Annotated in this window: 24 protein-coding genes and 1 pseudogene; 7 read left to right on the forward strand and 18 right to left on the reverse strand. The window is 35.6% G+C overall.

What is annotated here, in order from left to right:
* Window positions 1-326: 326 nt before the first annotated feature.
* Window positions 327-3,298: pseudogene (gene secDF, locus GUU89_RS08000) on the forward strand (protein translocase subunit SecDF).
* Window positions 3,299-3,819: 521 nt separating this feature from the next.
* Here secDF and GUU89_RS08005 read toward each other — a convergent pair.
* The 4 genes from GUU89_RS08005 to porX form a co-directional block, all read right to left on the reverse strand.
* Window positions 3,820-4,200: a DUF4258 domain-containing protein gene (locus GUU89_RS08005; RefSeq protein WP_162127419.1), complete on the reverse strand. Its 381-nt coding sequence runs from the start codon at window positions 4,198-4,200 to the stop codon at window positions 3,820-3,822.
* A gap of 65 nt (window positions 4,201-4,265) precedes the next feature.
* Complete coding sequence (locus tag GUU89_RS08010; protein WP_162127420.1) at window positions 4,266-5,459, reverse strand: alanine dehydrogenase; 1,194 nt, start codon at window positions 5,457-5,459, stop codon at window positions 4,266-4,268.
* A gap of 44 nt (window positions 5,460-5,503) precedes the next feature.
* Window positions 5,504-5,911, reverse strand: coding sequence for a tRNA (adenosine(37)-N6)-threonylcarbamoyltransferase complex ATPase subunit type 1 TsaE (gene tsaE / locus GUU89_RS08015; RefSeq protein WP_162127421.1), 408 nt, complete (start codon window positions 5,909-5,911; stop codon window positions 5,504-5,506).
* A 15-nt stretch (window positions 5,912-5,926) separates the two neighbouring features.
* Entirely contained in the window at window positions 5,927-7,480 is a 1,554-nt protein-coding gene (gene porX, locus GUU89_RS08020) for a T9SS response regulator signal transducer PorX (protein ID WP_162127422.1), read from the reverse strand.
* A gap of 174 nt (window positions 7,481-7,654) precedes the next feature.
* Between porX and GUU89_RS08025 the strand changes: the two genes are divergently transcribed.
* From GUU89_RS08025 to GUU89_RS08040, 4 genes are all read left to right on the forward strand, one after another.
* The gene (locus tag GUU89_RS08025) at window positions 7,655-9,076 is read left to right on the forward strand and encodes an MBL fold metallo-hydrolase (RefSeq protein ID WP_162127423.1); all 1,422 of its coding nucleotides are present in this window, start codon (window positions 7,655-7,657) and stop codon (window positions 9,074-9,076) included.
* Between the two features lie 74 nt (window positions 9,077-9,150).
* Window positions 9,151-9,486: a hypothetical protein gene (locus GUU89_RS08030; protein ID WP_162127424.1), complete on the forward strand. Its 336-nt coding sequence runs from the start codon at window positions 9,151-9,153 to the stop codon at window positions 9,484-9,486.
* 58 nt (window positions 9,487-9,544) lie between these two features.
* Window positions 9,545-9,739 carry a hypothetical protein gene (locus GUU89_RS08035; RefSeq protein WP_162127425.1) on the forward strand — a complete coding sequence of 65 codons (195 nt, stop codon included), beginning with the start codon at window positions 9,545-9,547 and terminating at the stop codon, window positions 9,737-9,739.
* A gap of 140 nt (window positions 9,740-9,879) precedes the next feature.
* Complete coding sequence (locus GUU89_RS08040) at window positions 9,880-11,919, forward strand: M13 family metallopeptidase (protein WP_162127426.1); 2,040 nt, start codon at window positions 9,880-9,882, stop codon at window positions 11,917-11,919.
* Between the two features lie 53 nt (window positions 11,920-11,972).
* Here the strand turns inward: GUU89_RS08040 and GUU89_RS08045 are convergent, their stop codons facing one another.
* The 7 genes from GUU89_RS08045 to rsfS form a co-directional block, all read right to left on the reverse strand.
* Window positions 11,973-12,752: a superoxide dismutase gene (locus GUU89_RS08045; RefSeq protein ID WP_317163868.1), complete on the reverse strand. Its 780-nt coding sequence runs from the start codon at window positions 12,750-12,752 to the stop codon at window positions 11,973-11,975.
* Window positions 12,753-12,754: 2 nt separating this feature from the next.
* Entirely contained in the window at window positions 12,755-13,030 is a 276-nt protein-coding gene (locus tag GUU89_RS08050; RefSeq protein ID WP_162127427.1) for an acyl-CoA-binding protein, read from the reverse strand.
* 11 nt (window positions 13,031-13,041) lie between these two features.
* Complete coding sequence (locus tag GUU89_RS08055; protein ID WP_162127428.1) at window positions 13,042-13,695, reverse strand: phosphatidylserine decarboxylase family protein; 654 nt, start codon at window positions 13,693-13,695, stop codon at window positions 13,042-13,044.
* Window positions 13,685-14,488, reverse strand: a complete 804-nt coding sequence (locus GUU89_RS08060) for a phosphatidate cytidylyltransferase (protein ID WP_162127429.1) — start codon at window positions 14,486-14,488, stop codon at window positions 13,685-13,687. The genes GUU89_RS08055 and GUU89_RS08060 overlap by 11 nt, the downstream gene beginning before the upstream one ends.
* A gap of 1 nt (window position 14,489) precedes the next feature.
* A complete protein-coding gene (locus GUU89_RS08065) occupies window positions 14,490-15,095 on the reverse strand; it encodes an LUD domain-containing protein (protein ID WP_162127430.1) in 606 nt (201 codons plus the stop codon).
* A 115-nt stretch (window positions 15,096-15,210) separates the two neighbouring features.
* Window positions 15,211-17,133: an ATP-dependent zinc metalloprotease FtsH gene (ftsH, locus tag GUU89_RS08070; RefSeq protein WP_162127431.1), complete on the reverse strand. Its 1,923-nt coding sequence runs from the start codon at window positions 17,131-17,133 to the stop codon at window positions 15,211-15,213.
* A gap of 18 nt (window positions 17,134-17,151) precedes the next feature.
* Window positions 17,152-17,523 (reverse strand): ribosome silencing factor, encoded by a 372-nt coding sequence (gene rsfS / locus GUU89_RS08075; protein WP_162128650.1) that lies wholly within the window; start codon window positions 17,521-17,523, stop codon window positions 17,152-17,154.
* Between the two features lie 92 nt (window positions 17,524-17,615).
* Between rsfS and GUU89_RS08080 the strand changes: the two genes are divergently transcribed.
* A complete protein-coding gene (locus tag GUU89_RS08080) occupies window positions 17,616-18,344 on the forward strand; it encodes a biotin--[acetyl-CoA-carboxylase] ligase (RefSeq protein ID WP_162127432.1) in 729 nt (242 codons plus the stop codon).
* A gap of 31 nt (window positions 18,345-18,375) precedes the next feature.
* Here the strand turns inward: GUU89_RS08080 and GUU89_RS08085 are convergent, their stop codons facing one another.
* Genes GUU89_RS08085 through GUU89_RS08095 form a run of 3 tightly spaced genes read right to left on the reverse strand, consistent with a single transcriptional unit; the run spans window position 18,376 to window position 19,609 of the window.
* Complete coding sequence (locus GUU89_RS08085) at window positions 18,376-18,804, reverse strand: hypothetical protein (protein ID WP_162127433.1); 429 nt, start codon at window positions 18,802-18,804, stop codon at window positions 18,376-18,378.
* 25 nt (window positions 18,805-18,829) lie between these two features.
* Window positions 18,830-19,300 (reverse strand): DUF1572 domain-containing protein, encoded by a 471-nt coding sequence (locus GUU89_RS08090; protein WP_162127434.1) that lies wholly within the window; start codon window positions 19,298-19,300, stop codon window positions 18,830-18,832.
* 24 nt (window positions 19,301-19,324) lie between these two features.
* Complete coding sequence (locus tag GUU89_RS08095; protein ID WP_162127435.1) at window positions 19,325-19,609, reverse strand: hypothetical protein; 285 nt, start codon at window positions 19,607-19,609, stop codon at window positions 19,325-19,327.
* Window positions 19,610-19,897: 288 nt separating this feature from the next.
* On the opposite strand from GUU89_RS08095, the gene GUU89_RS08100 reads away from it, so the two are divergent.
* Complete coding sequence (locus tag GUU89_RS08100; protein WP_162127436.1) at window positions 19,898-20,563, forward strand: hypothetical protein; 666 nt, start codon at window positions 19,898-19,900, stop codon at window positions 20,561-20,563.
* Window positions 20,564-21,422: 859 nt separating this feature from the next.
* Here GUU89_RS08100 and GUU89_RS08105 read toward each other — a convergent pair.
* The 4 genes from GUU89_RS08105 to GUU89_RS08120 form a co-directional block, all read right to left on the reverse strand.
* Complete coding sequence (locus GUU89_RS08105; protein ID WP_162127437.1) at window positions 21,423-22,034, reverse strand: response regulator; 612 nt, start codon at window positions 22,032-22,034, stop codon at window positions 21,423-21,425.
* Window positions 22,031-23,131: a sensor histidine kinase gene (locus tag GUU89_RS08110; protein ID WP_162127438.1), complete on the reverse strand. Its 1,101-nt coding sequence runs from the start codon at window positions 23,129-23,131 to the stop codon at window positions 22,031-22,033. The genes GUU89_RS08105 and GUU89_RS08110 overlap by 4 nt, the downstream gene beginning before the upstream one ends.
* Window positions 23,132-23,178: 47 nt before the next feature.
* Window positions 23,179-23,607 (reverse strand): PaRep2b protein, encoded by a 429-nt coding sequence (locus GUU89_RS08115; protein WP_162127439.1) that lies wholly within the window; start codon window positions 23,605-23,607, stop codon window positions 23,179-23,181.
* Between the two features lie 208 nt (window positions 23,608-23,815).
* Window positions 23,816-24,322: a hypothetical protein gene (locus GUU89_RS08120; RefSeq protein WP_162127440.1), complete on the reverse strand. Its 507-nt coding sequence runs from the start codon at window positions 24,320-24,322 to the stop codon at window positions 23,816-23,818.
* Between the last annotated feature and the right edge of the window lie 119 nt (window positions 24,323-24,441).

The raw sequence follows: 24,441 nt of genomic DNA on the forward strand, positions 1-24,441 counted from the left end.
GGTGATAACTCAGGCGAAATCGATTGAATTGTGAATTTGTTATTTTAAAATTAAAAAATTAGGTATATGGTAATTTTAACAATTCAATTTTAACTATTCTTTAATATTAGTTGTCATATTATAGTAGTATGATGTTTTGCTCTCTTTTTTTTGATATTAATCAGCAAATAATTGGTTAATCTTATATAGAATTATATATTTGCACGTTTCAAAAAAAATAGAATGGTTGTAAATTCAATGCTTTAGCTTATAATGTTTTGAATTTCAACGGTTTTATTTTTTGTACGAGCACTAACAAAACAAGAATTAATTAATTTTTAGTAATAATGCAGAATAAAGGACTAGTTAAATTTTTCGCAATTCTATTTGCATTGGTGAGCATCTACCAACTTTCATTCACTTTTGTGGCCAATAAAGTAAAAAATGATGCGAAAGCTTTTGCAGGAGGACATCCTGAAAAAGAAATCAAATATCTTGACTCTATTGGAAAAGAAAAAGTTTTCAATTTAGGCTTTACCGAGTTTACCTATAACGAAGTAAAAGACAAGCAAATCAACAAAGGACTTGACCTTGAAGGAGGAATCAACGTGATTCTTCAGATTTCTGTGAAAGATGTTTTGGTACAATTATCAAACAATTCCAAAAATCCTGTATTCAACAAAGCATTAGTAGATGCTACGCAAAACAGACAAGGAAATCAATCGTATTTAGATGCTTTCTTTGAAGCTTTTGATAAAAACTCTAACGGAACGGTAAAATTAGCGTCTCCTGAAATTTTTGCTAACAGAAATCTTCAAGGTGAAATTGATTTTAACATGACTGATGCTCAAGTTAAAAAAGTATTAACAAAAAAGTTGACGAATCAGTTGAATCTGCTTTTGGTGTATTGAGAAGTCGTATCGATAAATTCGGTGTAACACAACCAAACATTGCCAAATTAGGGCAAACCGGTAGAATCTTAATCGAATTACCAGGGGCGAAAGATGTTGACCGTATCAAAAAATTAGTGTCAAGCAAAGCAGAATTAGAATTCTGGGAAACCTACAAAGCAGAAGAGATGATGGGCTTCCTAAGCTCAGCAAACGAAGCGTTGAAAGCTACGGTTAAACCGGAAGAAAAAGCAGCTACAGCTAAACCAACGGATTCTATCAGTAAATTATTAACTGACAAAGACAAAGATTCTACAGCTACTAAAAAAGGAAACAATCCTTTATTTGATAAATTCATTTCTCAAGGAGGCGGACCGATTTTAGTTATCGCTTCTCCAAAAGATACTGCAGCAATCAACGGGTATTTCAAAAGACCCGAAATCCGTTCTTTATTACCGGCTGACAAACGTTATGCTAAATTTGTTTGGGGAAAACCAAACGTAAATGTTGACGAAAAAACTAAAAAAGAAACGGAAACCGTTGATTTATATGCTTTAAAAGGAAACAGAGACAACGCAGCTCCATTAAGTGGTGGTGTAATTGTGGATGCCAGAGATACTTTTGACCAAATGGGTAAACCGGCTGTGTCAATGCAAATGAACGGCCAAGGTGCTAAAACTTGGGAAGAATTAACCGGAAGAGCTTATACTCAAAAAAGTTATATCGCCATTGCTTTAGATGATGTGGTGTATTCAGCACCGGGTGTAACTTCAGGACCAATTGCCGGAGGAAGATCTGAAATCTCAGGAAACTTTGATATTACAGAAACTAAAGATTTAGCTAACGTATTAAGAGCGGGTAAATTACCTGCCGCTGCTGAAATCGTACAATCAGAAGTAGTAGGTCCATCCTTAGGACAAAAAGCTATTGATGCCGGTACTACTTCATCATTAGTGGGATTGTTATTAGTATGTTTATGGATGATGTTCTATTACGGAAGAGCCGGTTGGTATGCTAACGTAGCCTTATTGGTTAACTTACTATTCTTATTCGGAATTCTTGCCAGCTTAGGTGCTGTATTAACATTGCCTGGTATTGCCGGTATTGTGTTAACTTTAGGTACTGCGGTTGATGCGAACATCATTATATACGAAAGGGCTAAAGAGGAATTACGTGAAGGAAAATCATTGGCCGATGCCGTGAAAACATCTTACGGTTGGAAAGGGGCTATGCGTTCTATCATCGATGCTAACGTTACGCACGTATTAACCGGAGCTATCTTATTCATCTTTGGTACAGGACCAATCCAAGGATTTGCTACTACATTGTTGATTGGTATTTTCACCTCATTGTTCACCTCAATCTTTATTGCCAGAATCTTTATCGACAGAGATATTGCTGCCAACAGAAACTTAACATTTACTACGAACTTGACTAAAAACTGGTTTACCGGTTTCCATTTCGATTTCATCGGAGTTAAAAAATGGTCTTACTTGTTCTCTTCAGTAGTAGTAGTGGTAAGTTGTGTTTCTTTCTATTTCAACGGATTAGATGAAGGTGTAGATTTCGTTGGAGGAAGAACGTTCCAAGTGAAATTCGAAAAACCGGTTGAACCAACACAAGTGTCAGATGAATTGTCTGCTGCTTTTGGTACAGGTGTTGAAGCCAAAGTGTTTGGTGATGACGATCAATTGAAAATTACAACTAAATACAAAATCAAAGAAGAAGGTGTTGAGGTTGATAAAGAAGTAAACGAAAAATTATACAACGGCTTGAAAAAATACTTCAATGCTGATGTGACTTACGAAAAATTCATCAATACTTACGATGGTAAAACGGTAGGAGTATTACAAGCTTCTAAAGTAGGTGCTGCAATCTCTGCCGATATCAAAACCAACTCGTTCTGGGCTGTTTTAGGAGCTATGTTAGTGGTAGGTTTATACCTTGTGATTTCATTCCGTAAATGGCAGTATTCTTTAGGAGCTCTTGCTGCTGTGGTACACGACGTTATTTTCGTATTAGGAGTTTACTCGTTAGGCTACAAATACGCCCCATTCCACATGGAAATGGATCAGCACTTTATCGCGGCTATCTTAACCGTAATCGGATACTCGATGAACGATACCGTAATCGTATTCGACCGTATCCGTGAGTTCTTGGCCGGAGACCGAAAAGGTCACTTTAAAGATGTAGTAAACGCTTCGATTAATACAACTTTATCAAGAACTTTAAATACGTCATTAACGATGATTATGGTATTGTTAATCATGTTCATCTTTGGTGGAGAATCAATCAGAGGATTCATCTTTGCCATGTTGATTGGTATCGTAATCGGTACTTACTCTTCATTATTCATCGCTACTCCGGTATTAGTGGATACTATGGGTAAAGGAGATATTGAAGATATCGAAAAAAGACACGGAAACTAATTTAGTAGTTACTGCATATAGAAAAAGGGTTGTCCATTAGACAACCCTTTTTTATTGCGCTTTACTTTTTTAAAATCTTTTCCAAAACAACTTTCTCAAGGTAATTGATTATTTAGTCTTACCACTGTCCAAGGTTTTGTTCCTTTTGTGTAGGCAAGTATGTCTCCTGAACAGGTAAGTGCGTAGTCTGAATAGGTAAGTGTATCTCCTGAATAGGTAAGTGTGTCTCCTGAACAGGTAAGTGCGTCGTCTGAATAGGTAAGTGTGTCGTCTGAACAGGTAAGTGCGTCTCCTGAACAGGTAAGTGCGTCGTCTGAATAGGCAAGTGCATCTTCTGAATAGGCAAGTGTGTCGTCTGAATAGCTAAGTATTCTGTCCAAACAACCTAAAGAGCACAACAAAACAACCCAATGAAGCTCAGTGCTTGTAATTATTGGGGTGCCAAAGCGGTTTAATATTAAAATTATATTGATAGCAAAAAAAAGAGCAGCCAATTTGACTACTCTTTTTATCGATGTTTTTTATTTATCCTTTTTAATAATGTTTCTTAAAACAGCTTTCTCAGGATAATTAATGATTTCTAAGGTGATTTCTTTATTCTTTTTAGTCTTACCATAAACGATGTATAATTTGCCGCCGTCTATGGGTTTGTTACTTCTGTCAAAATCTACATCTCCCTCAGTCAAAGTATTTTTAACATCTATAGTATCTACCCAATCTTCACTCAGTCGTCTGGAGGCTTCAATGTCGTAGAGGAAAGGTTTGTTTCTAATGTCATTCAGCACTCTTGCGTTGGGAAAGTAGTTACATCGGGTATCTTTTCCGCTAAGAACCATAGCCACAAAAAACATCCCTATAACAAAACCTACCAGATAGTAGGCTAATCGTTGGTAAAATTTCATAGTAGATTAATTTTTGGCAAAAGTAATCAATGTTAGAGATTCAATAAATTTAATATAGATTTATTTTAGAAAACAATCAGATTAATATCATTGTCCGGAAGATTGAACCAATCACCAATTGCTTTATTGGTTAGAATGCCATGATAAAGATAAACTCCGTTCTTCAGACCTTTGTTACAACGAATGGCACTTTCCAAACCACCATCTTCGGCAATTTGTAATAAGTAAGGCGTAATAATGTTGCTGATAGAAAGCGATGCGGTCTTTGAATATCGCGACGGAATATTAGGAACACAATAGTGAACTACATTATTTTTGATAAACGTTGGCGATTCGTGTGTAGTCACTTCCGAAGTTTCAAAACAACCTCCGGTATCAATGCTCACATCTACAATGACGGCGCCTTTTTTCATATGCTCCACCATAGTTTCCGTTACGACAACAGGACAACGGTCTTTGCCACGCATTGCGCCAATAGCAACGTCACAGCGGCGTAAGGCTTTCAATAATGATTTAGGTTGTATGGTAGAAGTAAATATTCTTTGATTCAAATTATTTTGCAAGCGGCGTAATTTGGTAATCGAATTGTCAAATACTTTGACACTGGCACCTAACCCTAATGCGGTTTTGGCAGCAAATTCACCCACCGTTCCGGCTCCAAGAATAACCACATCGGTAGGCGGAACACCGGTAATATTACCTAGTAATAATCCTTTTCCGAATTGATTGTTAATCATCAGTTCGGCAGCAATAAGCACTGAAGCGGTACCGGCAATTTCACTTAACGATTTTACGGCAGGGTAGGAGCCATCTTCATCTTTGATGTATTCAAAGGCAAGCGCCGTTACTTTTTTCTTGATTAACGCTTCAAAATAAGCTGTCTTTCGGGTTTTCAATTGTATGGCCGAAATCACTATGGCATTGGTATTAACCAATTCAATTTCTTCCATAGTCAAAGGCTCTACCTTTAATATAATTGGACAACCAAAAACTTTCTTAGTGTCTTTTGTAATGGTAGCCCCGGCATCGCTAAATTCTTTGTCAGTATAACTCGAACTCAATCCGGCACCCGATTCAATCATGACTTTATGACCATGCGAAGTAAGCGAATTTACAGCATCAGGCGTTAAGCAAATGCGTCTTTCCTGATAAGAAGTTTCTTTGGGAACGCCGATAAAAAGTTCGCTTTTGTGACGGTAAACTTCTAATTTTTCCTCTTGAGGTAAAAGTTGCTGCTTGGTGAATGGGGTTAATGACATGATGCGCAATTGAATTTTGTCACAAATTACAAAAATTTATCCAATTATGTCAATCTTAAATGTCTTTTACCATCAACGGTTTGCGTCAAATTAATAACGGAATGGGCTTCCGGAATCAGATTCGGAATTTTCTCGGCCCATTCAATAAAGCACCAGTTTCCGGAATATAAGTATTCATCTATTCCCATATCCAAAGCTTCCGTCTCCGATTTCAAGCGGTACACATCAAAGTGATACACAAACTGCTTGTCATCGGTTTCATATTCATTTACTAGTGAAAATGTTGGGCTACTGGTAGCATCATGAACGCCAAGTTCTTTAGATAAAGCTTTGATTAACGTTGTCTTACCAACGCCCATGTTACCATGAAACAATATTACTTTGTTAGGGTTTTCGGCTATAATTTTACGCGCAACGTCTTGTATTTCGTCAATTGAAAATATAATTTCCATTGGTGTTTGGCTATGCTATTTTGGGTTAAAAACTAAAAATGGGACTATCATCTCCTCCAGCGAAATGCCTCCATGCTGATAAGTGTTTCTGTAATAACTCACATAATGATTGTAATTGTTTACGTAAGCCAAGAACAAATCATTTTTGGCAAAGATATAAGAGCTGCTCATATTAATGGTTGGTAAACCAATTTTCTTAGGATCTTTTGCGGCATAAACGTCTTTGTCTTCATAAGTAAGACTGCGTCCGGTTTTGTAACGAAGATTTAAACTGGTGTTTTTGTCTCCAATCACTTTGGATGGATTCTTAACGTTTATTGTTCCGTGATCAGTGGTGATAATCAATTTAAAACCTAATTTTTGTCCTTGCTGAATAATTTCCAGTAAAGGTGAATTTTTAAACCAACTCAAGGTCAGCGAACGATAAGCTTTGTCATCCGAAGCCAACTCTTTTACGACATCCATTTCGGTTTTAGCATGAGAAAGCATATCCACAAAGTTATAGACCACGGTAACCAGGTTGTTATCTTTAAGTCCTTTGAAGTTTTCCGCCAATTTTTTTCCACTGGCCAAATTGGTAATTTTGAAATAATCCTGTTTGATGTTTAATCCTAAACGTTTTAAATGAGCTGTTAAAAATTCAGCTTCATAAAGGTTTTTTCCACCGTCTTCCACGTCATTTTTCCAGTATTGAGGAAACTGTTTTTCCATTTCTAATGGTGTTAAACCGGAGAAAATAGAGTTTCTGGCGTATTGGGTTGCTGTAGGTAAACTGGCAAAATAAGGAATTTCTTTTTCCAGTTTATAATGATTTGACACCGTATTTTCCATGGCTTTCCATTGGTCATAACGAAGATTATCAATCACTATAAATAAAACGGGTTTGTCTTTTTTAACCAATTCGGGTACGACCAATTCTCTGAACAAGGTGTGAGATTGTATTGGTTTATTCGCTTTGGGTTCAAACCAATCTTCATAATTGCGCTCAATGAATTTGCCAAATTGTACATTGGCTTCCACTTTTTGGCTTTCCAAAATTTCCACCATACTTTGGTCGTTGATGTTTTCGAGTTCTAATTCCCAAAAAATCAATTTTTTATACAATTCAACCCAGTCTTCATAGTTGTTGACCATCGCCATTTCCATAGCAATTTTGCGGAATTCTTTTTGATAATCTAGAGTCGTCTTTTCCGAAACCAAACGGGAATGATCCAGATTTTTTTTCAAACTCAATAAAATTTGATTCGGATTTACCGGCTTAATGAGGTAGTCAGCAATTTTAGAACCTATGGCTTCTTCCATTATATATTCTTCCTCACTTTTGGTAATCATAATTACCGGGGTTGAAGATTTTTTTTCTTTCATTTCCGAAAGGGTTTCCAATCCGCTCATTCCGGGCATGTTTTCATCCAAGAATACTATGTCGAAGTTGCCGTCTTCATAAGCGTCAATGGCATCACGACCATTGTTGTAGGTCGTTACCTTATAGTTTTTGTTTTCTAAAAATAATATGTGTGGTTTGAGCAAATCAATCTCGTCATCAACCCAAAGTATTTTGATCTTGTCCATAGTTATTACTTATTTATCGCAAATTACTACATTATAAAACGGAGTAATATTAAAATTATTATAAATGTTAAAAAAAGTTTTCTAATCCGACAAGGCAAAAGCAAAATCTCAACGAAGTGATATTTATCATATGTAATCACTGTCGTAAAATTTACTTTTGATAAAAATTTTATCATGAAACTAGAGCAAATTTATACCGGATGCATAGCCGAAGCCGCTTACTATATTACTTCTCAAGGGGAAGCTGCCATAGTAGACCCACTTCGTGAAACCCAACCTTATTTGGAAAGACTTGAACGTGACGGCGTAAAGTTGAAGTACATTTTTGAAACCCATTTTCATGCCGATTTTGTTTCAGGACATGTTGATTTAGCCAAAAAAACGGGAGCTACAATTGTTTATGGACCGACAAATATGCAAACAGGATTTGACATGCATGTGGGACATGATGGAGAAATTTTCAATTTAGGCGGTATGCAAATTAAACTCATACATACGCCCGGACATACTATGGAAAGTTCTTGTTTTTTAATCATTGATGAAGATGAGGAAGAACGCGGAATCATAACCGGTGACACTTTATTTATTGGAGATGTAGGACGTCCTGATTTGGCGCAACACGTTATTGCCGATTTAACGCAGGATAAACTGGCTAGACATTTATACCACTCTTTACGTGATAAAATTATGCCACTCTCTGATGATTTGATAGTCTATCCCAATCACGGTGCCGGAAGTGCTTGTGGCAAAATGATGAGTAAAGAAACAACAGATACACTCGGGAATCAAAAGAAAACCAATTATGCCTTAAACCCCAAACTGTCTGAAGACGAATTTGTTGTAGCTATCTTAACCGGATTAACACCACCACCACAATATTTTCCAAAAAATGTCTTGATGAATATCCAAGGGTATGAATCGTTGGATACCGTTATCCATCGCGGTCAAAAGCCTTTTGATGTAAAAACTTTTGAAATTGTTGCCAATGAAACGCTGGCTTTGATTTTGGATACTCGAAAAGCCTCAGAATTTGCCAAAGGATTTATTCCAAACAGCATCAATATCGGACTGGAAAGTAATTTTGCCATGTGGGTTGGCGAGTTGATTCCCGATTTGAAACAACAGATTTTAATTGTAGCCGAAAATCAGGAAAAGGTTCAGGAAACCATTATACGGTTGTCGCGTGTAGGGTATGATTATGCTATTGGTTATCTCGAAGGAGGTTTCGAAGCTTGGGCAAATGCGGGAAAAGAAATTGATAACGTAAACAGAATTACTCCGGATGATTTAGTTATTTTAGAAGAAATTCATGAAACCCCCATTTTTGATGTGAGAAAAGAAAGTGAATTTCAATCCGAACATATTGTTGGTGCTATTAATATTCCTTTAAATAGAATTAGTGATTATCTTTCTGAAATACCAAAAGACAAGTATTTTGTTATTCATTGTGCCGGAGGGTACAGAAGCATGATTGCGGCTTCCATTTTAAAACAGCGAGGATTTGAGAATTTCTCGGATGTTATAGGAGGATTTAATGAAATCAAACTAACCGATATACCAATAACAGCTTACGTTTGTCCGATAACACTGTTGTGAAATACCAATAGAATGTTAAAGAATTTCCATATGCCAAAATATTATTTACATTTGGTAACCTAATAAACAATCGTTTGAAATTTTTTGTAATCATCTTATGTACTTACTTTACCGCCTTGACCGCTTTACCGACAGTCAAAGTGATTAAGATGACGCTCGCTGAAAATTGCCATAATTCATGTTGCGGAAAAGGAATGGATAAAGCTATGCCTAATGGTTGTCAAAAAGATAAGTGCGTGTTGAATATTAATTTCAATAATGCAACCTTTTTAGTTTTTGATACCAATTATCAACTATTGAGTGCTGTTTTCGATTACTCTGCTAAAGAAAAAACACAATATCATAATAACTTGATAGCCAACTTCAATGTTACAATTTGGCAGCCACCGGAGTTGAAAGAGGTTGCTTAAAAATCATTAATCAGAATAACTAAATTCAAAAAAATAATAATATTTAAAACTTATAAAAATGAAAAAATTAGTTTCAACAGTAGCTTTAGTAGCTTTCTTATTTTCAATGAATGTTAATGCACAGGAAAAACCTGTAGCTAAAAAAGCAAAAGCTAAAACAGAAAAAACATGCACTGCGGCAGAAAAAAAATCTTGCAGTACTGAGAAAAAAGCAGGATGTTGTGCTGCTAAAAAAATGGAAGAGAAAAAATAAATTGCAACCTAATTTATTTTGAAAGTGCCTGAGAAATCAGGCACTTTTTTTATTTGATTTTTAAAAGATTAAACATAATAGTATACATTTGGTAACATTTTTATTTTATTTAGTCAAATAATCATCAAAACAAAAATCATATGCAATTAAAAACCAAACTTACAATCAGTGCGCTGACCGCTTTACTTATGGTTAGCTGCAGCAAAAAAGAAATACAATTTGAAGATCCATTAATCACCAATCGCGATACCACCGTTAGTCCTGCGGATGATTTCTTCCATTATGCCAATGGCGGATGGTTTAAAAAACATCCTATTCCAAACAGCGAAAGCAGTAACGGAATTTTCAGAATGATTGGCGATACCATTAACGCTCAAATCAAAGATATTTGCGAAAAATCGGCTAAGAATGAAGATGCAGCTAAAGGAAGTAACGAACAAAAAATCGGTGATTTCTATGCTTCCGGAATGGACACGCTAACTATTGAAAAAGCAGGATTAAAACCATTGGCAATGCAATTTGCTAAAATCCAAGCCATACAAGATGTGCCTTCATTGATGAATACCATTGGCTATCTTCATACTATTGGAGCCAGCCCGGCGTTTTCATTTTATGTGAGCCAAGATGATAAAATCAGTTCTAAACATGCAATATTCTTTAGTCAAGGAGGTTTAGGATTGGGCAATAGAGATTACTACTTCAATACTGATGAACAAACTTTAAAAATCAGATCGGAATATGTAAAGCATTTGCAAAAAATGATGCAGTTAATGGGTGAGGATGCAGCTTTATCTCAAAAATCTTCTAATATCATTTTGACTTTAGAAACTGATTTGGCTAAGATAAGTCGAAAACTGGAAGCACTTCGTGACCCTGTTAAGAATTACAACAAAATGTCTTTATCACAATTCAAAGCAACAACTCCGAATATTGCTTGGGAAAATGTATTGCCTCAATTGGGCATTGCAACAGCCGATACAGTAATCGTTGGTCAGCCTGAGTTTTATAAAGGATTGAATAAAATGGTTAAAGATTACTCCATCGAAGATTGGAAAACCTATTTAAAATGGGATTTGGTTAACAGTTATGCTTCTTATTTGAACAATGCTATCGAGAAACAAAATTTTGCCTTTTATTCAACTGTAATGAATGGGGTGAAAGAACAAAAGCCAAGATGGAAACGCATTGTAGAGCAAACGGATGGTGCTTTAGGAGAATTAGTTGGGCAGGTTTATGTTGCTGATTATTTACCAAAAGGTTCTAAAGAAAAACTGTTAGAAATTGGAAATAACATCAGAGATGTCTATGCCGAGCATATCAAAAAACTCGATTGGATGAGCGATGTCACTAAACAAAAAGCGTTGAAAAAATTAAGCAAAATTGTAATGAAAGTGGGGTACCCTGACAAGTGGAAGGACATGAGTTCAGTGGTAATCAACAGAAATACTTATTGTGCCAATGTTATGGCGGCTAATAAATGGAGCTATAATTATATGGTGAAGAAATTCGGGCAACCTGTAGACAGAACCGAGTGGAGCATGTATCCGCAAACTTACAATGCTTATTACAACCCAAGTAACAACGAAATTGTAGTTCCGGCCTGTAACATTTTGGTTCCGGGATACGAAGGAAGAATGCCGGATGATGCTATCTTGTATGGAATTATTGGTGGTTCTACTTTTGGGCACGAAATCACTCATGGTTTTGACGACCAAGGAAGTCAATATGATGAAAATGGTAATTTGAAAAACTGGTGGACGGCTGAAGATTTAGCCAAGTTCCAACAAAAAACAAAACTGATAGTGGAGCAGTTCAACAAATTTGAACCTTTGAAAGGGAAATTCGTAAACGGAGATGCTACTCAAGGTGAAAACATTGCCGATTTGGGTGGTGTGGTAATGGGTTTTGAAGCTTTCAAGAAATCGCTTCAGTACAAAAACAAAGAAAAAATAAGCGGGTTAACACCGGAACAAAGATATTTCTTGGCTTATGGTTATGCTTGGATGGTTCATGCCAAAGACGAAGCCTTAGCCCGTCAAATCATGACCGATGTGCATTCGCCGGCACAGTATAGAATTAATGGGCCGTTGATGAATATACCGGAGTTTTACAAAGCGTTTAACATCAAACCGGGTAGTAAAATGTACCAACCGGATAACTTGAGAGTAGTTATTTGGTAATTTAGGAACACAAAAAAATCCCTATCAATTTGATAGGGATTTTTTTTTGGAGTTTATTTTTTTGCAGTAGCTTCTTCATAACGCTCGGAAACTTTTTTCCAATTGATGATTTTGAAGAAATTCTCAATATATTTTTTCCGTTTGTAACGATAATCTAAATAGTAAGCGTGTTCCCAAACATCTAAATTTAAAATGGGTGTGCCTGAAATCGTTTGTTTTGGCATCAACGGATTGTCTTGATTTGGTGTGCTAGTTACCACGAGTTTCCCCGCTTTATCAACAACAAGCCATGCCCAACCGGAACCGAATTGTTTTTCGGCTGCATCAACAAATTGATTTTTAAAAGTATCAAAAGAACCAAAGTCTCTGTCAATAATCGTAGCCAAAGTATCTTTGGGTTGCCCGCCTGATTTAGGTGCCATACCTTCCCAAAACAAGGTGTGATTGTAATAACCACCGGCATTATTTCGTAAATCATTACTGGTGGTCATGTCTGCTTTTTTCAGGATGTCTTCAATAGACAAGTCGGCTAACGTGGCATCAGCAGCTACTAATTTGTTTAAATTGTTGGTGTAAGTTAAATAATGTTTTGAATAGTGCACTTCCATTGTAAGGATGTCAATGCTCGGCATCAGCGCATTGTATTCATAAGGTAATTTGCCTAAAGGAAACTGACCTTCATCAGCAGTTACATCATCGGGTTGGCCAATAGTTACTTTCTCTTCTGCCGATGGGAGCGGTACTTCTACTACTTCTTCCAGTTTTTTTCTTTTGCAGGAAGGCATCAAAAAAATAAAAGAAAAGCACAAGGCAAATGAAAAAATATTCTTCATAATTATTTATTATTTTTTGCAATCTCGTTGATGGCTTCTACGTATAATTCTTTAGCTTCATCAATACTCAAATGACTGATTTGCATCCACGCATTGGTTTTAAATGCATTTCTTAAATCAAAATTTGCCGTGTTGTTATGATCAATTGTCCCTGAAGTGGCTTGTTTGTAATAGGCATACAACCGCAACTGTACATCTTGTGGCAGTGATGACTGTGTCATTTTGGAAGCAATTTCTACCGCTTCCTGAAAACGAATTTCTAATTCTTTTTCAGACATTTTGAAAAGATTTATGTGGTAGCTACTATGGTTTTTCCTCCTATAGCTTTTTCATTCAACTGTACATTTATTTTAGTTCCCAAGGGCAAATAGATATCTACTCTGGAACCAAACTTTATAAATCCGGCATCTTCTCCTTGCACAACTTGTTGTCCTTCTTCGGCATAGTTAACAATTCTTCTGGCCAAAGCACCGGCAATCTGGCGGTATAGTATTTCACCAAATTCTTTGGTCTCGATTACTACCGTAGTTCTTTCGTTTTCAGTACTGGCTTTCGGATGCCAGGCTACTAAATATTTTCCGGGATGGTATTTGCTGAATTTGATTTTTCCGTTAGCAGCGTATCTAGTAACATGGACGTTGATTGGCGACATAAAAATGGAAACCTGCAAACGTTTGTCTTTGAAATATTCTTCTTCAAAAACTTCTTCAATTACTACTACTTTCCCATCCACAGGAGCTATGATGTGATTGTCATTAATTTCAACTGTTCTTTTCGGATTTCGAAAGAATTGTAAAATCATGATTAAGAAAAATAAGGTAACAACCTGAATTCCTTTTTCCAACCAGAAAATATCGGAAACGAATTTGTGTGATAAAAGAAAAATAATAACCGTTAACGAGGTTGCTATTGCAATAATTTTTCCGCCTTCTTTATGAAACATAATATAAAATTTGATAAAACAAATAGACAAATGGTGCTGCAAATATAATACTATCCAAGCGATCTAGAAAACCGCCATGACCGGGCATAATGTTGCCACTGTCTTTAACGCCCGCATTGCGTTTGAATTTTGATTCGATTAAGTCTCCTAATGTGCCAAAAGCACTTACGATGACGGCAATCAATATCCATTGTATGATGGATTCGTCTAAATAAAATTGAGCCAATAAAAAACCGGCAATCATTGAAAAAATCAGTCCGCCAACAAAACCTTCGATGGTTTTCTTTGGGGATACTCTTTCGAAAAGTTTATTCTTACCAATACTTCTTCCCACCAAATAAGCGAACGTATCATTGGTCCAAATTATCGTCAGTATGCTTATGATAACCTGTGGATGATACTCATTGGCAATAAACGGAATTTTGGTAAAAATGATGATGGGAATGATAAGATAACCAATCAGGAAAACATACTTGGAATTGCGGTCTAAGAGTTTGCTTTGCTTTTCAAAAAGAAATAACAACGATCTGAACGAGACCAATAATGCCGCTATAAGCAACAAGATTTCATTGGTTTTTATAGTGTTGTTTAAATTGAAAAGGATAAAAGCACCAGTAGCAATTACCAACGGAACTATAGGTTTTAAGTGAATTAGTTTGCAAAATTCGACCACAGAAAAAATAAGCAGCAAACCAAACAGCAATAAAAAACTATACGGAGAGTATAACGTAGCGCCAACTAGAAGGAGGACATAAACGGCTCCCGAAAGGGCTCTGGTTAAAGTTGTGTTCATACTATAAATCTTCTAGCAGCAAAAGATATAAATTTTTGGCTGTGCTTCCGTATTGCAGGAAATCTTCGTCTTTTGCTTTTTCGAAATATTTTATGGTAGTAATATTGGTTGGGTAATCTTTATCGTATTTCTTTTTGATGACACGAAGTCCGTCGCTTTTGGTTTCTAAAATCTGACTGGTAGTGGCCAAAATTATAATGTTTATCGGCAAATCATTCGGTTTGTTTTGTTTGATTTGATTCGAAGAAAACAGCACCGAACCTTCATCAGCAATTAAGTTTTCACAACTGGCAAATAAAAATTTTGGATTTTCAGGTTTGTCATAACTCAATTTATTTTCATCGAGCATGCTGAACAATTTAGTTTCATAACAAAGTGCTTCACATTCGAACCAATCATTTTCTTCGAGTATGTTTAAAAACTGGTCTTTTACTTCGTTTAAGTTTTCACAATATAAAAACTTACCGCCATTTTTTTTGAAATTATAAGTAAACTTTTCATCTACAGGCAGTAGCGAAAAGCTGGAAGGAGTATTGTTGAATTCGCTTTGACTTTCTTCGTCAGAGGCATCGTTACCAGCGCCAAAAAATTTTCTGAAAAGACTCATGCTTGTATGGGTATAATCTAGTTTAGAATTTGAAATCCCTCAAAGATAAAAAAATCTTAATTCAAAAGCATGTTTTGAATTAAGATTTTAAAAAAATGTTAAAATGTCGGTTTGACTATACTATATCAGTTTCTTCCGCCGAAATATTGAAAGGTCTTTTACCAAAAATGGTTTCTAAATCATCTTTAAAGATGACTTCTTTTTCAATTAAAATATTGGCCAATTGTTCTAGTTTATCTTTGTTGTCTTCCAGTATTTTAATGGCTCTTTGGTATTCGGTTTCGATTAAATTCGAAATCTCTTTATCAATGGTTAAAGCCGTTTCTTCTGAGTAAGGTTTCGAGAAATTGTATTCGCTTTGGCCTGATGAATCGTAATAGGTTACGTTTCCGAGTTTATCATTTAAACCGTAAATAGTGACCATGGCACGCGCTTGTTTGGTTACTTTTTCCAAATCGCTCAAGGCTCCTGTCGAAATTTTATTGAACATTACTTTTTCGGCAGCACGTCCGCCCATGGTAGCACACATTTCATCGAGCATTTGTTCCGGACGAACAATCAAACGTTCTTCAGGCAAATACCAAGCGGCACCTAAACTTTGTCCACGAGGAACAATAGTTACTTTTACTAATGGGGCTGCGTGTTCTAACATCCAACTCACAGTAGCATGACCGGCTTCGTGAACGGCAATAGCTCGTTTTTCTTCAGTGGTAACGATTTTATTTTTCTTTTCTAATCCACCAACGATTCGGTCTACTGCATCTAGGAAATCCTGTTTGTCAACTGCCGTTTTGTTGTTACGAGCAGCAATCAACGCAGCTTCATTACATACGTTAGCAATATCAGCCCCCGAGAATCCCGGAGTTTGTTTGGCTAAGAAGTCAACATCCAAATCAGCTACTTTTTTCAAAGGTTGTAAATGCACTTCAAATATTTCTTTACGCTCACGGATGTCCGGTAAATCAACATATATCTGACGGTCAAAACGTCCGGCACGCATTAAAGCTTTGTCTAATACATCGGCTCTGTTGGTAGCGGCTAATACAATTACGTGTGTATTGGTACCGAAACCATCCATCTCAGTCAATAACTGATTTAGAGTGTTTTCGCGTTCGTCATTTGATCCTGAGAAATTGTTTTTGCCACGGGCACGACCCACAGCATCAATCTCATCAATGAAAATAATAGCAGGTGATTTGTCTTTGGCTTGTTTGAATAAATCTCTAACACGAGAAGCTCCAACACCAACGAACATTTCGACAAAGTCAGAACCTGACAACGAGAAGAACGGTACTTTAGCTTCACCGGCTACGGCTTTGGCTAATAACGTTTTTCCGGTTCCCGGAGGACCTACCAGTAAAGCTCCTTTCGGAATTTTTCCTCCTAGATTAGTATATTTATCTGGGTTTCTTAAAAACTCAACGATTTCCTGTACTTCTTCTTTGGCACCTTCTAATCCGGCTACATCTTTGAACGTAATTTTTACATCGGTTTTTTCGTCAAATAGTTTCGCTCTTGATTTACCGATATTGAAGATTTGGCCACCGCCACCTCCGGCACCACCGCCCGACATGCGTCGCATGATGAGTACCCATAGTCCGATAATAACAACGATTGGCAATAAACTGATTAATAGTTCAGACCAATTACTTTTAGGTTTGAAATCGTAATCTTTAAGCTTGCCGTCAAGTTTAGCTTTTTCAATTTTGTTCTGAAAAACTTCATCGTTACCAATATCAAAAGAATAATGAGGTCCTTTGCTAGGATTGCCTAACATATCTTTGGCCACTTTGCTGTGCGCTTTATCTTTAAGAGCCGCTTTGGTTAAATAAGCTTCTCCTTCGGTTTTGTTGTAGATTACCACTTTTTCAATTTGTCCTTTTTCAAGGTACTCGTTGAACTTAGAGGATGTTATTTTGGCTGCATCCTGAAAACTGGAACCTCCAAAATAATTAAGGGCGAAAAATATGGCGATTAAACCGGCATAAATCCACCACGGACTATATTTAAAATTATTAGATTTTTTTTCGTCAGCCATTTTTTAGTATGAACTTTTTTAGTAATTGGTTTGTATGGTTGTGATTTTAGCATCGCCCCAAAGCCCTTCAATGTTATAGAATTCACGAATTTGTTTCTGGAAAACATGTACTACGATGTTCACATAATCCATTAAAACCCATTCGCCATTGTCAGTACCTTCAACGTGCCAAGGTTTGTCTTTTAATTCTTTAGAAACCAGTTTTTGGATGGAGTTAACGATGGCGTTAACTTGGGTGTTTGAGCTACCATTGCAGATGATAAAATAATCACAAACTGCGGTGTCAATGTCTCTCAAATCTAGGATATCAATATCATTTCCTTTTACTTCTTCTATGCCTTTGATGATGCTCGCTAAGAGGACATCTGTCTGAACTGCTTTTTTCGCCATGTAGTATTTATGTATGTTGGACAAAGGTATTACTTTTGTCATTATTTTTGCTTAACAAAAGTTTAAAATTTACTATTAAAAACTTTCCTCTAATGCCTATCATCAAACTCGATGCCATAGATTCAACAAATGATTATCTTAAGCAATTGACTAAAGAAAATGAGCTTGAAAATTACACTATTGTCATAGCCCGAGAACAAACTAAAGGCCGAGGACAAATGGGAGCGCAATGGTTTAGCGAACCGGGTAAAAACTTAACAATGAGTGTTTTGGCTAAAGGTATCAGACTTGATGGCGAACGCCTTTTCGACTTTAATGTGGCTGTAATACTTGGTGTAATGAACGTTTTGAGTGTACTGAAAATCCCTGACTTAAAAATAAAATGGCCCAACGACATTATGGCAGGCACAAAGAAAATGGGTGGCATATTGATTGAAAATACTTTAAAGTTTGATGGTAGTTTTACTTCAGTAGTTGGTTTAGGACTCAATTTGAATCAAACCAATTTTAAAGACTTGCCTCAAGCGACTTCTTTGGCTTGTATAACTGGAGAAGAGTATAATCCAGAAGAAATGGCTCTTTTGTTTGGAAAAAGTATCGAAACTTATGTTATGACTATGGAGCAAAATTCGACAACCCTCTGGGAAACGTATCATGAAATGTTATTTAAACGAGATTATCCATCGCCTTTTGAAGACACAACCGGAAATCGGTTTATGGGAATTATTAAAGAGGTAACTCGAGACGGTAAGTTGGCCGTTCTGTTGGAGGATGATAGCATAATGCATTACGAAGTCAAAGAAATTAAAATGTTGTTTTAAAAGTAAAGCCCCTGAAATTAGAGGCTTTTTTTTACTTTCGAGGGGTTATTTTTTCATCATACTTACCGGCAAAACGTTCTAGGTTTTTAACATCAACCGTTCCCGTCGAAGGATCGAGTACTTTTTCGTCGAGCAGCAATTGAATTAGGAACTTCCAATTCCGTTTTTGCAGCACTTTCGATTCAATAACTATATTTTGTTTGGCAAAAATTATTTTTTTAAAGTCATCTTGGGCACCGGTATCGGCTCCTACATGCTGGTGTTTCAATACCACCAATTCTTCTTGTGTATTAAGTTTGTACAGATGAAACTCATTGTTCATAGCCTTTTTGTCAAACGAAAAAGCAGGTTTGTCACCAAGCAAGACAACGTTGTCTTTTAGTTTTAGTTCTTGTGCCTTGACGGTTTGTGTTAAGGTTGATGAAATGAGTAAAACCATCACATAGATTATATTTTTCATATCGTTTCTTTTTAGATTATTTTTTTCAATTTGCTAATCGTATTATTTTTTTAAGTATTGCAATTTGTCCCAAGTGGTAATGCATGTGTTCAATTATACCGCTAATATTTCGGTAATAACTGCCATATTTTTCATCTGTAAAATGCTCCGAAAGATTACTATCGTCCAATTGTTTTATCAATTGGGCAAAAATTTCGGCATTATTCCAAATTTTTTCTAAAAATGTTTCCCAATCTTTTTGACAAAGAATAGGTGGGTGATCAAAACTGAATTTATCATGGGCATCAAGTGGCCCTCCTTGCAGTACTTTCATAGCAGCACAAACAAAATAATTCACATGAAAGGTTAGTGTTGCTATACTGTTGCACGAATATACTTGTTTGGTCGCTTCCTGCCAAGTTACATCAGCCAGCTGTTCTTTTAGGTTTGAACAAGTCCAGTTGCCACCAAAGTGAACATCTCTTAGGTTTTTGGACAATTGTGCTGTTACTGTCATAATCATAGTTTTTATAAGGCTTTTTTAATTGATTTTAAATTCGAGAATTTGAATAGAAGGCCCTTCAGTAACCTCTACCAAAACAGCGATATCATCATGATGACTCATGTTTTCAGGAGCTTTATATATGAATTCCAGAATATAAAATAGGCTGACTGGATTTGATTTTTCCGGTATAATCCGACAACGAATTTCCATTCCGAGAGTTTGCGGTTGTTTATCTCGTGCGATGATTAAATCAGCAATTTTTGATTCAGTCATCACATGTTCAATAACATTAAAATTTAGTGTGGCCGTTGGTTTTATCATTTAATGGTTTTTAATTTCAAACAGTTAATTTGATGCTGATTTTATCGCCCATGCCTACGACTTTTTGGCAATTAAACACTAAACTAATAATTATTTGTAATATAATCAGATAGCATAGTGAAAAACCGACAAAGTGTTTTTAGGGGAATTTTCATAACGTATTGCTTTTTAGTAATTTTTAGATTGATTTTCAGTAAAATAAATTAAAAAATATCCAATTTAAAAACTAAATTTAAGTACCTTTATGTAACCCTAAATTTTTTGTAATAACCTTTAATTTAAGTTAATATGAAAAATTATACCCTTCTTTTTACAGCAGTTACAGGTATTTTTTCTTTTAATTGTTTTGCCCAGCACAACGAAGGCGTTGCGACTAACGCGAAATGGGAAAATACCATAGTACAGTCGGATAAAATATCTGATAATCAGTTTAAGGTTGTGTCTTATCACGTCGAAGAAAAGATCAACCAAACTTTTGGCAGCAGTACCAGTACCTATACGGTTTCAAATTTAAGTTTAGTCAATACCAATGATTTGGGACCTAACAATGTTAGGGTTGTAACCCCTAAGTTTGTAAGAGAAAAAGTGGCGATTGTAGCTGACAATTTTTCAAACGCTTCTACTAAAATAGTTGGTGATGAAACTATAAAACCCATTAAAATTGACACTATTGTTTCAAAAGAAAGAAAGACCTCTGTCAAAATTAATATTTTAAATACCTATGAAAGGGTTTTAAATAAAGGATACAAATCAGTTGAAATGCTTAAAAAAGTAGCAGATCGAAGCTTTTTTGATGATGATTTAGTTATGGCGGCAGAATGGTATTGTCAATTGTTTGAAATAACGACCGATTTAGAACCGGTATATTATTATCGGTATGCTAAATCCTTAATGGCAATCAATCAAGTGGATAAAGCCAATGAGATGATGAGGCTTTTTGAGAGTAAAAAATAGAAATAATAATTTAAAAGCCGATAATATAACATTATCGGCTTTATTGTGGCATTTAATGAACTAGTACTGATTTATACCAAAACTTACGTGCTTTTTGAGCTGTACTAAGTTGTTGATCTAGGCTTGTTAGTTTTATTCAAATGCCTTTGGTTTGATAACTAAATCTAAAATTGCGGTTTGTTCGATTAGTTTACTCCTTATCTAAGAAAATTTTGGACAAAGGTTAAAAAAGTCCTGCGTGGAATGGGGCCTTGGTTAACTTTAAAGCAATGATCTACTGTGGCCGCTATTCTTACTCTTGAAAAATGTGGAAATTCATCGGCGATGGTGCGGATGATAAATTTACGTTCTTGTGGTTTTGAACTTAAGGTTAATTGTTCTCCATACATTATTCTGCACTGGGTGTCTACGTTATTCCAACTCATAATTTTTGTATTTTAGTTTTGTTTCTTTTTTACTAATCACCTCACTATCCCCCTTACTAAAAGTCTCAAATTTGCAAGAGGGCGTGAGGAGGTAGGTATATCTTCTGTTGCCAACCTATATTATTTGTGATAAAAAACCTGCCCTATCAAACAACTACGATTACGCTCGGGCAGGATTCTTACTTAACTAACCAAATTTTTATTTTAAAAAAAATACAAATTGCTTGTATAGCTTTTGTATTCAGAATTCATATACAGACACGGGGCTTTGTGTTTTGTTCTATTCGGAATGAATTATGGGGTTGTCATTCTGAATTATGCTTTTTCTTATGATTTGATAGTTCAAAGGTCGATAATGAATTTCAAAAAAAAATCCCCAACAATGGGGATTTTCACTTCTCTTTTTTCTTACTTTTTTAAATATTTTTCATTAACTAAAAATCATACTTTCGTTCTATGGCAAACCGAATCAAATCAGTTTTACCGTGAATATTTATTTTTTTTATGATGTTTTTGCGATGGGTGTCTACAGTAGCTTTTCCAATAGAAAGAATATCGGCAATTTCTTGAGAGGAATGTCCTTCGCCAATGAGACGCAGGATATCTTTTTCTCTTGCGCTAAGAATCACTACTTCTTTGGTAAAATCATCAACCGTTAAGATGGCGTCATCAAAATATTTACCGATTTTGTCCACTGTTCTTATAGCTTCCAATACTTTTTGAAGAGAAGAATTTTTCATGATATACCCCGAGGCACCAGCTAGCTTCATTTGTTCGACAGCTTCTACTTGATCAAACATGCTGAATGCGATTACTTTGATGGCAGGGAATTCTTCTTTGATGATTTTGGTAGCAGAAATACCATCGCATTTTGGCATTCGAATGTCCGTAACAACTATACTGGGTTGTTTTGTTCTAACCAGCTCAATAAGAGCTTCACCATCATTAGCTTCCCCGATAATTTCAATGTCGGGTTGTTCCTTAAGGAACAATTTCATTCCGTCAATCAGTGCTTGGTGATCTTCTGCAATTGCTAATCTTATCATAACGGTATGTCAATTATTATAGAGGAGCCTCTTCCTACTGCACTGTCAATAGTAAAGGTGCCGCCCATGTGCTCTACTTTCTTTTCTATATTAGGTAATCCCATACCCTCATTTTTTTCTATGCTTTTCGCATTAAATCCTTTACCGTTATCTTCGACAATAATATTTAAACTGTCCTGATGTTGGGTTAAATGTATGGTTATTTCAGTGGCTTTAGCATGTTTTATGGCATTGGTCAGGATTTCCTGAATCATTCTGAAAATTGTAACTTCAATGGTGTTTTCTAGCCGTTCATCCAATCCGAATGGAATAACCTGTACGTTTAATTTCCCTGTAACAGAGGCTTTTTTGGCAATGTTTAAAATAGCGGGTAATAGGCCTTCATTGGCAATTACTCCGGCATTTTTGGCATGAGCTATCCCTCTTACTTTTTGATAGGCTTCCTCAAGTAAGTCATCAGTTTTATCAAAAAGCTGATTGGATTCTTCATTGGAATCAGCTCTAAGTTTTAAATTTTGAAAATTGAGTTTCAGAGTAGCCATTAAACTACCCAAATTGTCATGCAGTTCATTGGCAATTTTAATGCGCTCTTTTTCTTGTCCTTCCAGTAATTTGTCAATTTCTTTGAGTTCTTGTTGTTGAAGAACATTTTCCAGTTTTTGAGATTCAATTAGTCTTTCTTGTTCGGCTATTTGTTTCTTTTTGCTTAGGATTTTTATTCTGAAGAAACCTATAAATGATACTATGACAAAGAGTGCTAAAAACATGAAAATGAGTAAGCGGTTATTTTTGTCTTTTACTTTCAGATTAAGATTTTCGAGTTCTTTTTCTTTGGTTTCATATCGTGTTTGGAGGTCAGTAATTTGCTGATTTTGCTTTTCAAATACATCTTGGTTGTTTGTTTCAAGATAATCCATTAATTCATTATAAGCTTTTTCAAAGTCGCCAATTTCTGAATAGTTATTAGAAAGATACATGTGGATGCGACTTTTTATGTTTTTAACATAAATAGTTATTGGTACTTTGTCTGCTTCCTTTAGCAATTGAATGGCTTTTTTGTATTCTTTCTTATTGTAAAAAACGCCTGCTTGTTCCATAAGATTTGAACAAATTGCGTTAGGGTCTTTATATTTTTTTGAAATGGCTAATGCTTTTCATAATAATAAAGTGCTGAATCTCTTTGGTTTAGTCTTTGGTTGTAAAGTACAGCTAAACCTGAGACAATAGTGCCATACATTTTTTCATCTCTGGTAATTTTGTTTTGCTTTAGTGCTTTGAAATAATACTGTCTACTCAGTATAGGCTCCATGTCCATAAGAAAGTTTGCCATTTCATAGTCTCCTTTTGTAATTAACCTAGGATTTTTAGTGTCATAGGTGTACTTCAGGTATTCTGTGTAATATCTTTTAGAGGCTGCATATTTTGTTTTTTCTACACTTAATCCATAGGCCACTTCCAATTTAGCTTCCATGGCACTGGGGATACTGTCTATAGATATGTATATTTTTTCGCTTTTTAAAAAAGAAGCATAACTTGAATCATTAATGTTTTCATTGCCATAAGCTTTTCCCATCAAGAAATATTTTCTGGCAATTTTATCTTTGGTAATTTTTTTTCATCAATTGATTTTAATAGCTTAAGGGCTTTTAGATTTTCACCTTTTTGGATTAAATCGCTGATTTTTTTCAAATCAATTGACTGAGAAAAGCATACCTGACTTACCATAAAAAATATAGTAAGCAGGATGCTTTTATTGTTATATAAATTAACCATTAAAAAGATTACCTAAGGATTAAAGAAGTACCTAAGGTTCTTGGCCTACCAATAGGAATTGGAGCGGTTCTCATCAATGGTGCCGTGCTCAAGACATACGAAGATTTTATAGCTCCGAAATATAATTTTTCCAAATCGTCAAAAAATGTCTGTCTGTCATATTCATCCGCTGCAGTGCTGTGGAAGAATAAAAAAAGACATTGAGGGTTTTCTTCAAAATTAAAATCTTCAACCGTTGGTATTTCTCTTGGTTTCTGAATCGTTGTATAATCTACAGATACTTTATAACGATCAGTTGTTTCCGGATCAAATTGATTTCCGGGGTCATTTTCATATGTGAATTCACATAAGATGACATTCATTTTTACACCATTGTACTCCGATCGTCTAGTGAGGTTATAATAAGATATTGAAAAATCCTCTCGTCTTGGCGGACTGGGTAATGCAATGTCTAAAGCGATAAGATGGTTGCCTAAATCTAGATAACCGGTGGCGGTGTAAGTCTGATTGTTCATGTTGTTTTTGGTTTATAATTAGAGATTCAAATTTGGGGAATTAAATTATAAAAAAAATCCCCAACAATGGGGATTTTTATGTGTTTTTTGAAATTTAAATACTACAAAGAGCATTTGTC

The organism is Flavobacterium phycosphaerae, assembly GCF_010119235.1.
GTDB lineage: Bacteria > Bacteroidota > Bacteroidia > Flavobacteriales > Flavobacteriaceae > Flavobacterium > Flavobacterium phycosphaerae.

What these genes read in the sequence shown, in the direction of transcription:
- GUU89_RS08005 (WP_162127419.1), bottom strand. Translation starts at nt 4,200, where the DNA reads ATGAAATTTTACCAACGATTAGCCTACTATCTGGTAGGTTTTGTTATA.
- GUU89_RS08010 (WP_162127420.1), bottom strand. Translation starts at nt 5,459, where the DNA reads ATGTCATTAACCCCATTCACCAAGCAGCAACTTTTACCTCAAGAGGAA.
- tsaE (WP_162127421.1), bottom strand. Translation starts at nt 5,911, where the DNA reads ATGGAAATTATATTTTCAATTGACGAAATACAAGACGTTGCGCGTAAA.
- porX (WP_162127422.1), bottom strand. Translation starts at nt 7,480, where the DNA reads ATGGACAAGATCAAAATACTTTGGGTTGATGACGAGATTGATTTGCTC.
- GUU89_RS08025 (WP_162127423.1), top strand. Translation starts at nt 7,655, where the DNA reads ATGAAACTAGAGCAAATTTATACCGGATGCATAGCCGAAGCCGCTTAC.
- GUU89_RS08035 (WP_162127425.1), top strand. Translation starts at nt 9,545, where the DNA reads ATGAAAAAATTAGTTTCAACAGTAGCTTTAGTAGCTTTCTTATTTTCA.
- GUU89_RS08040 (WP_162127426.1), top strand. Translation starts at nt 9,880, where the DNA reads ATGCAATTAAAAACCAAACTTACAATCAGTGCGCTGACCGCTTTACTT.
- GUU89_RS08045 (WP_317163868.1), bottom strand. Translation starts at nt 12,752, where the DNA reads ATGAAGAATATTTTTTCATTTGCCTTGTGCTTTTCTTTTATTTTTTTG.
- GUU89_RS08050 (WP_162127427.1), bottom strand. Translation starts at nt 13,030, where the DNA reads ATGTCTGAAAAAGAATTAGAAATTCGTTTTCAGGAAGCGGTAGAAATT.
- GUU89_RS08055 (WP_162127428.1), bottom strand. Translation starts at nt 13,695, where the DNA reads ATGTTTCATAAAGAAGGCGGAAAAATTATTGCAATAGCAACCTCGTTA.
- GUU89_RS08060 (WP_162127429.1), bottom strand. Translation starts at nt 14,488, where the DNA reads ATGAACACAACTTTAACCAGAGCCCTTTCGGGAGCCGTTTATGTCCTC.
- GUU89_RS08065 (WP_162127430.1), bottom strand. Translation starts at nt 15,095, where the DNA reads ATGAGTCTTTTCAGAAAATTTTTTGGCGCTGGTAACGATGCCTCTGAC.
- ftsH (WP_162127431.1), bottom strand. Translation starts at nt 17,133, where the DNA reads ATGGCTGACGAAAAAAAATCTAATAATTTTAAATATAGTCCGTGGTGG.
- rsfS (WP_162128650.1), bottom strand. Translation starts at nt 17,523, where the DNA reads ATGGCGAAAAAAGCAGTTCAGACAGATGTCCTCTTAGCGAGCATCATC.
- GUU89_RS08080 (WP_162127432.1), top strand. Translation starts at nt 17,616, where the DNA reads ATGCCTATCATCAAACTCGATGCCATAGATTCAACAAATGATTATCTT.
- GUU89_RS08085 (WP_162127433.1), bottom strand. Translation starts at nt 18,804, where the DNA reads ATGAAAAATATAATCTATGTGATGGTTTTACTCATTTCATCAACCTTA.
- GUU89_RS08090 (WP_162127434.1), bottom strand. Translation starts at nt 19,300, where the DNA reads ATGACAGTAACAGCACAATTGTCCAAAAACCTAAGAGATGTTCACTTT.
- GUU89_RS08095 (WP_162127435.1), bottom strand. Translation starts at nt 19,609, where the DNA reads ATGATAAAACCAACGGCCACACTAAATTTTAATGTTATTGAACATGTG.
- GUU89_RS08100 (WP_162127436.1), top strand. Translation starts at nt 19,898, where the DNA reads ATGAAAAATTATACCCTTCTTTTTACAGCAGTTACAGGTATTTTTTCT.
- GUU89_RS08105 (WP_162127437.1), bottom strand. Translation starts at nt 22,034, where the DNA reads ATGATAAGATTAGCAATTGCAGAAGATCACCAAGCACTGATTGACGGA.
- GUU89_RS08110 (WP_162127438.1), bottom strand. Translation starts at nt 23,131, where the DNA reads ATGGAACAAGCAGGCGTTTTTTACAATAAGAAAGAATACAAAAAAGCC.
- GUU89_RS08115 (WP_162127439.1), bottom strand. Translation starts at nt 23,607, where the DNA reads ATGGGAAAAGCTTATGGCAATGAAAACATTAATGATTCAAGTTATGCT.
- GUU89_RS08120 (WP_162127440.1), bottom strand. Translation starts at nt 24,322, where the DNA reads ATGAACAATCAGACTTACACCGCCACCGGTTATCTAGATTTAGGCAAC.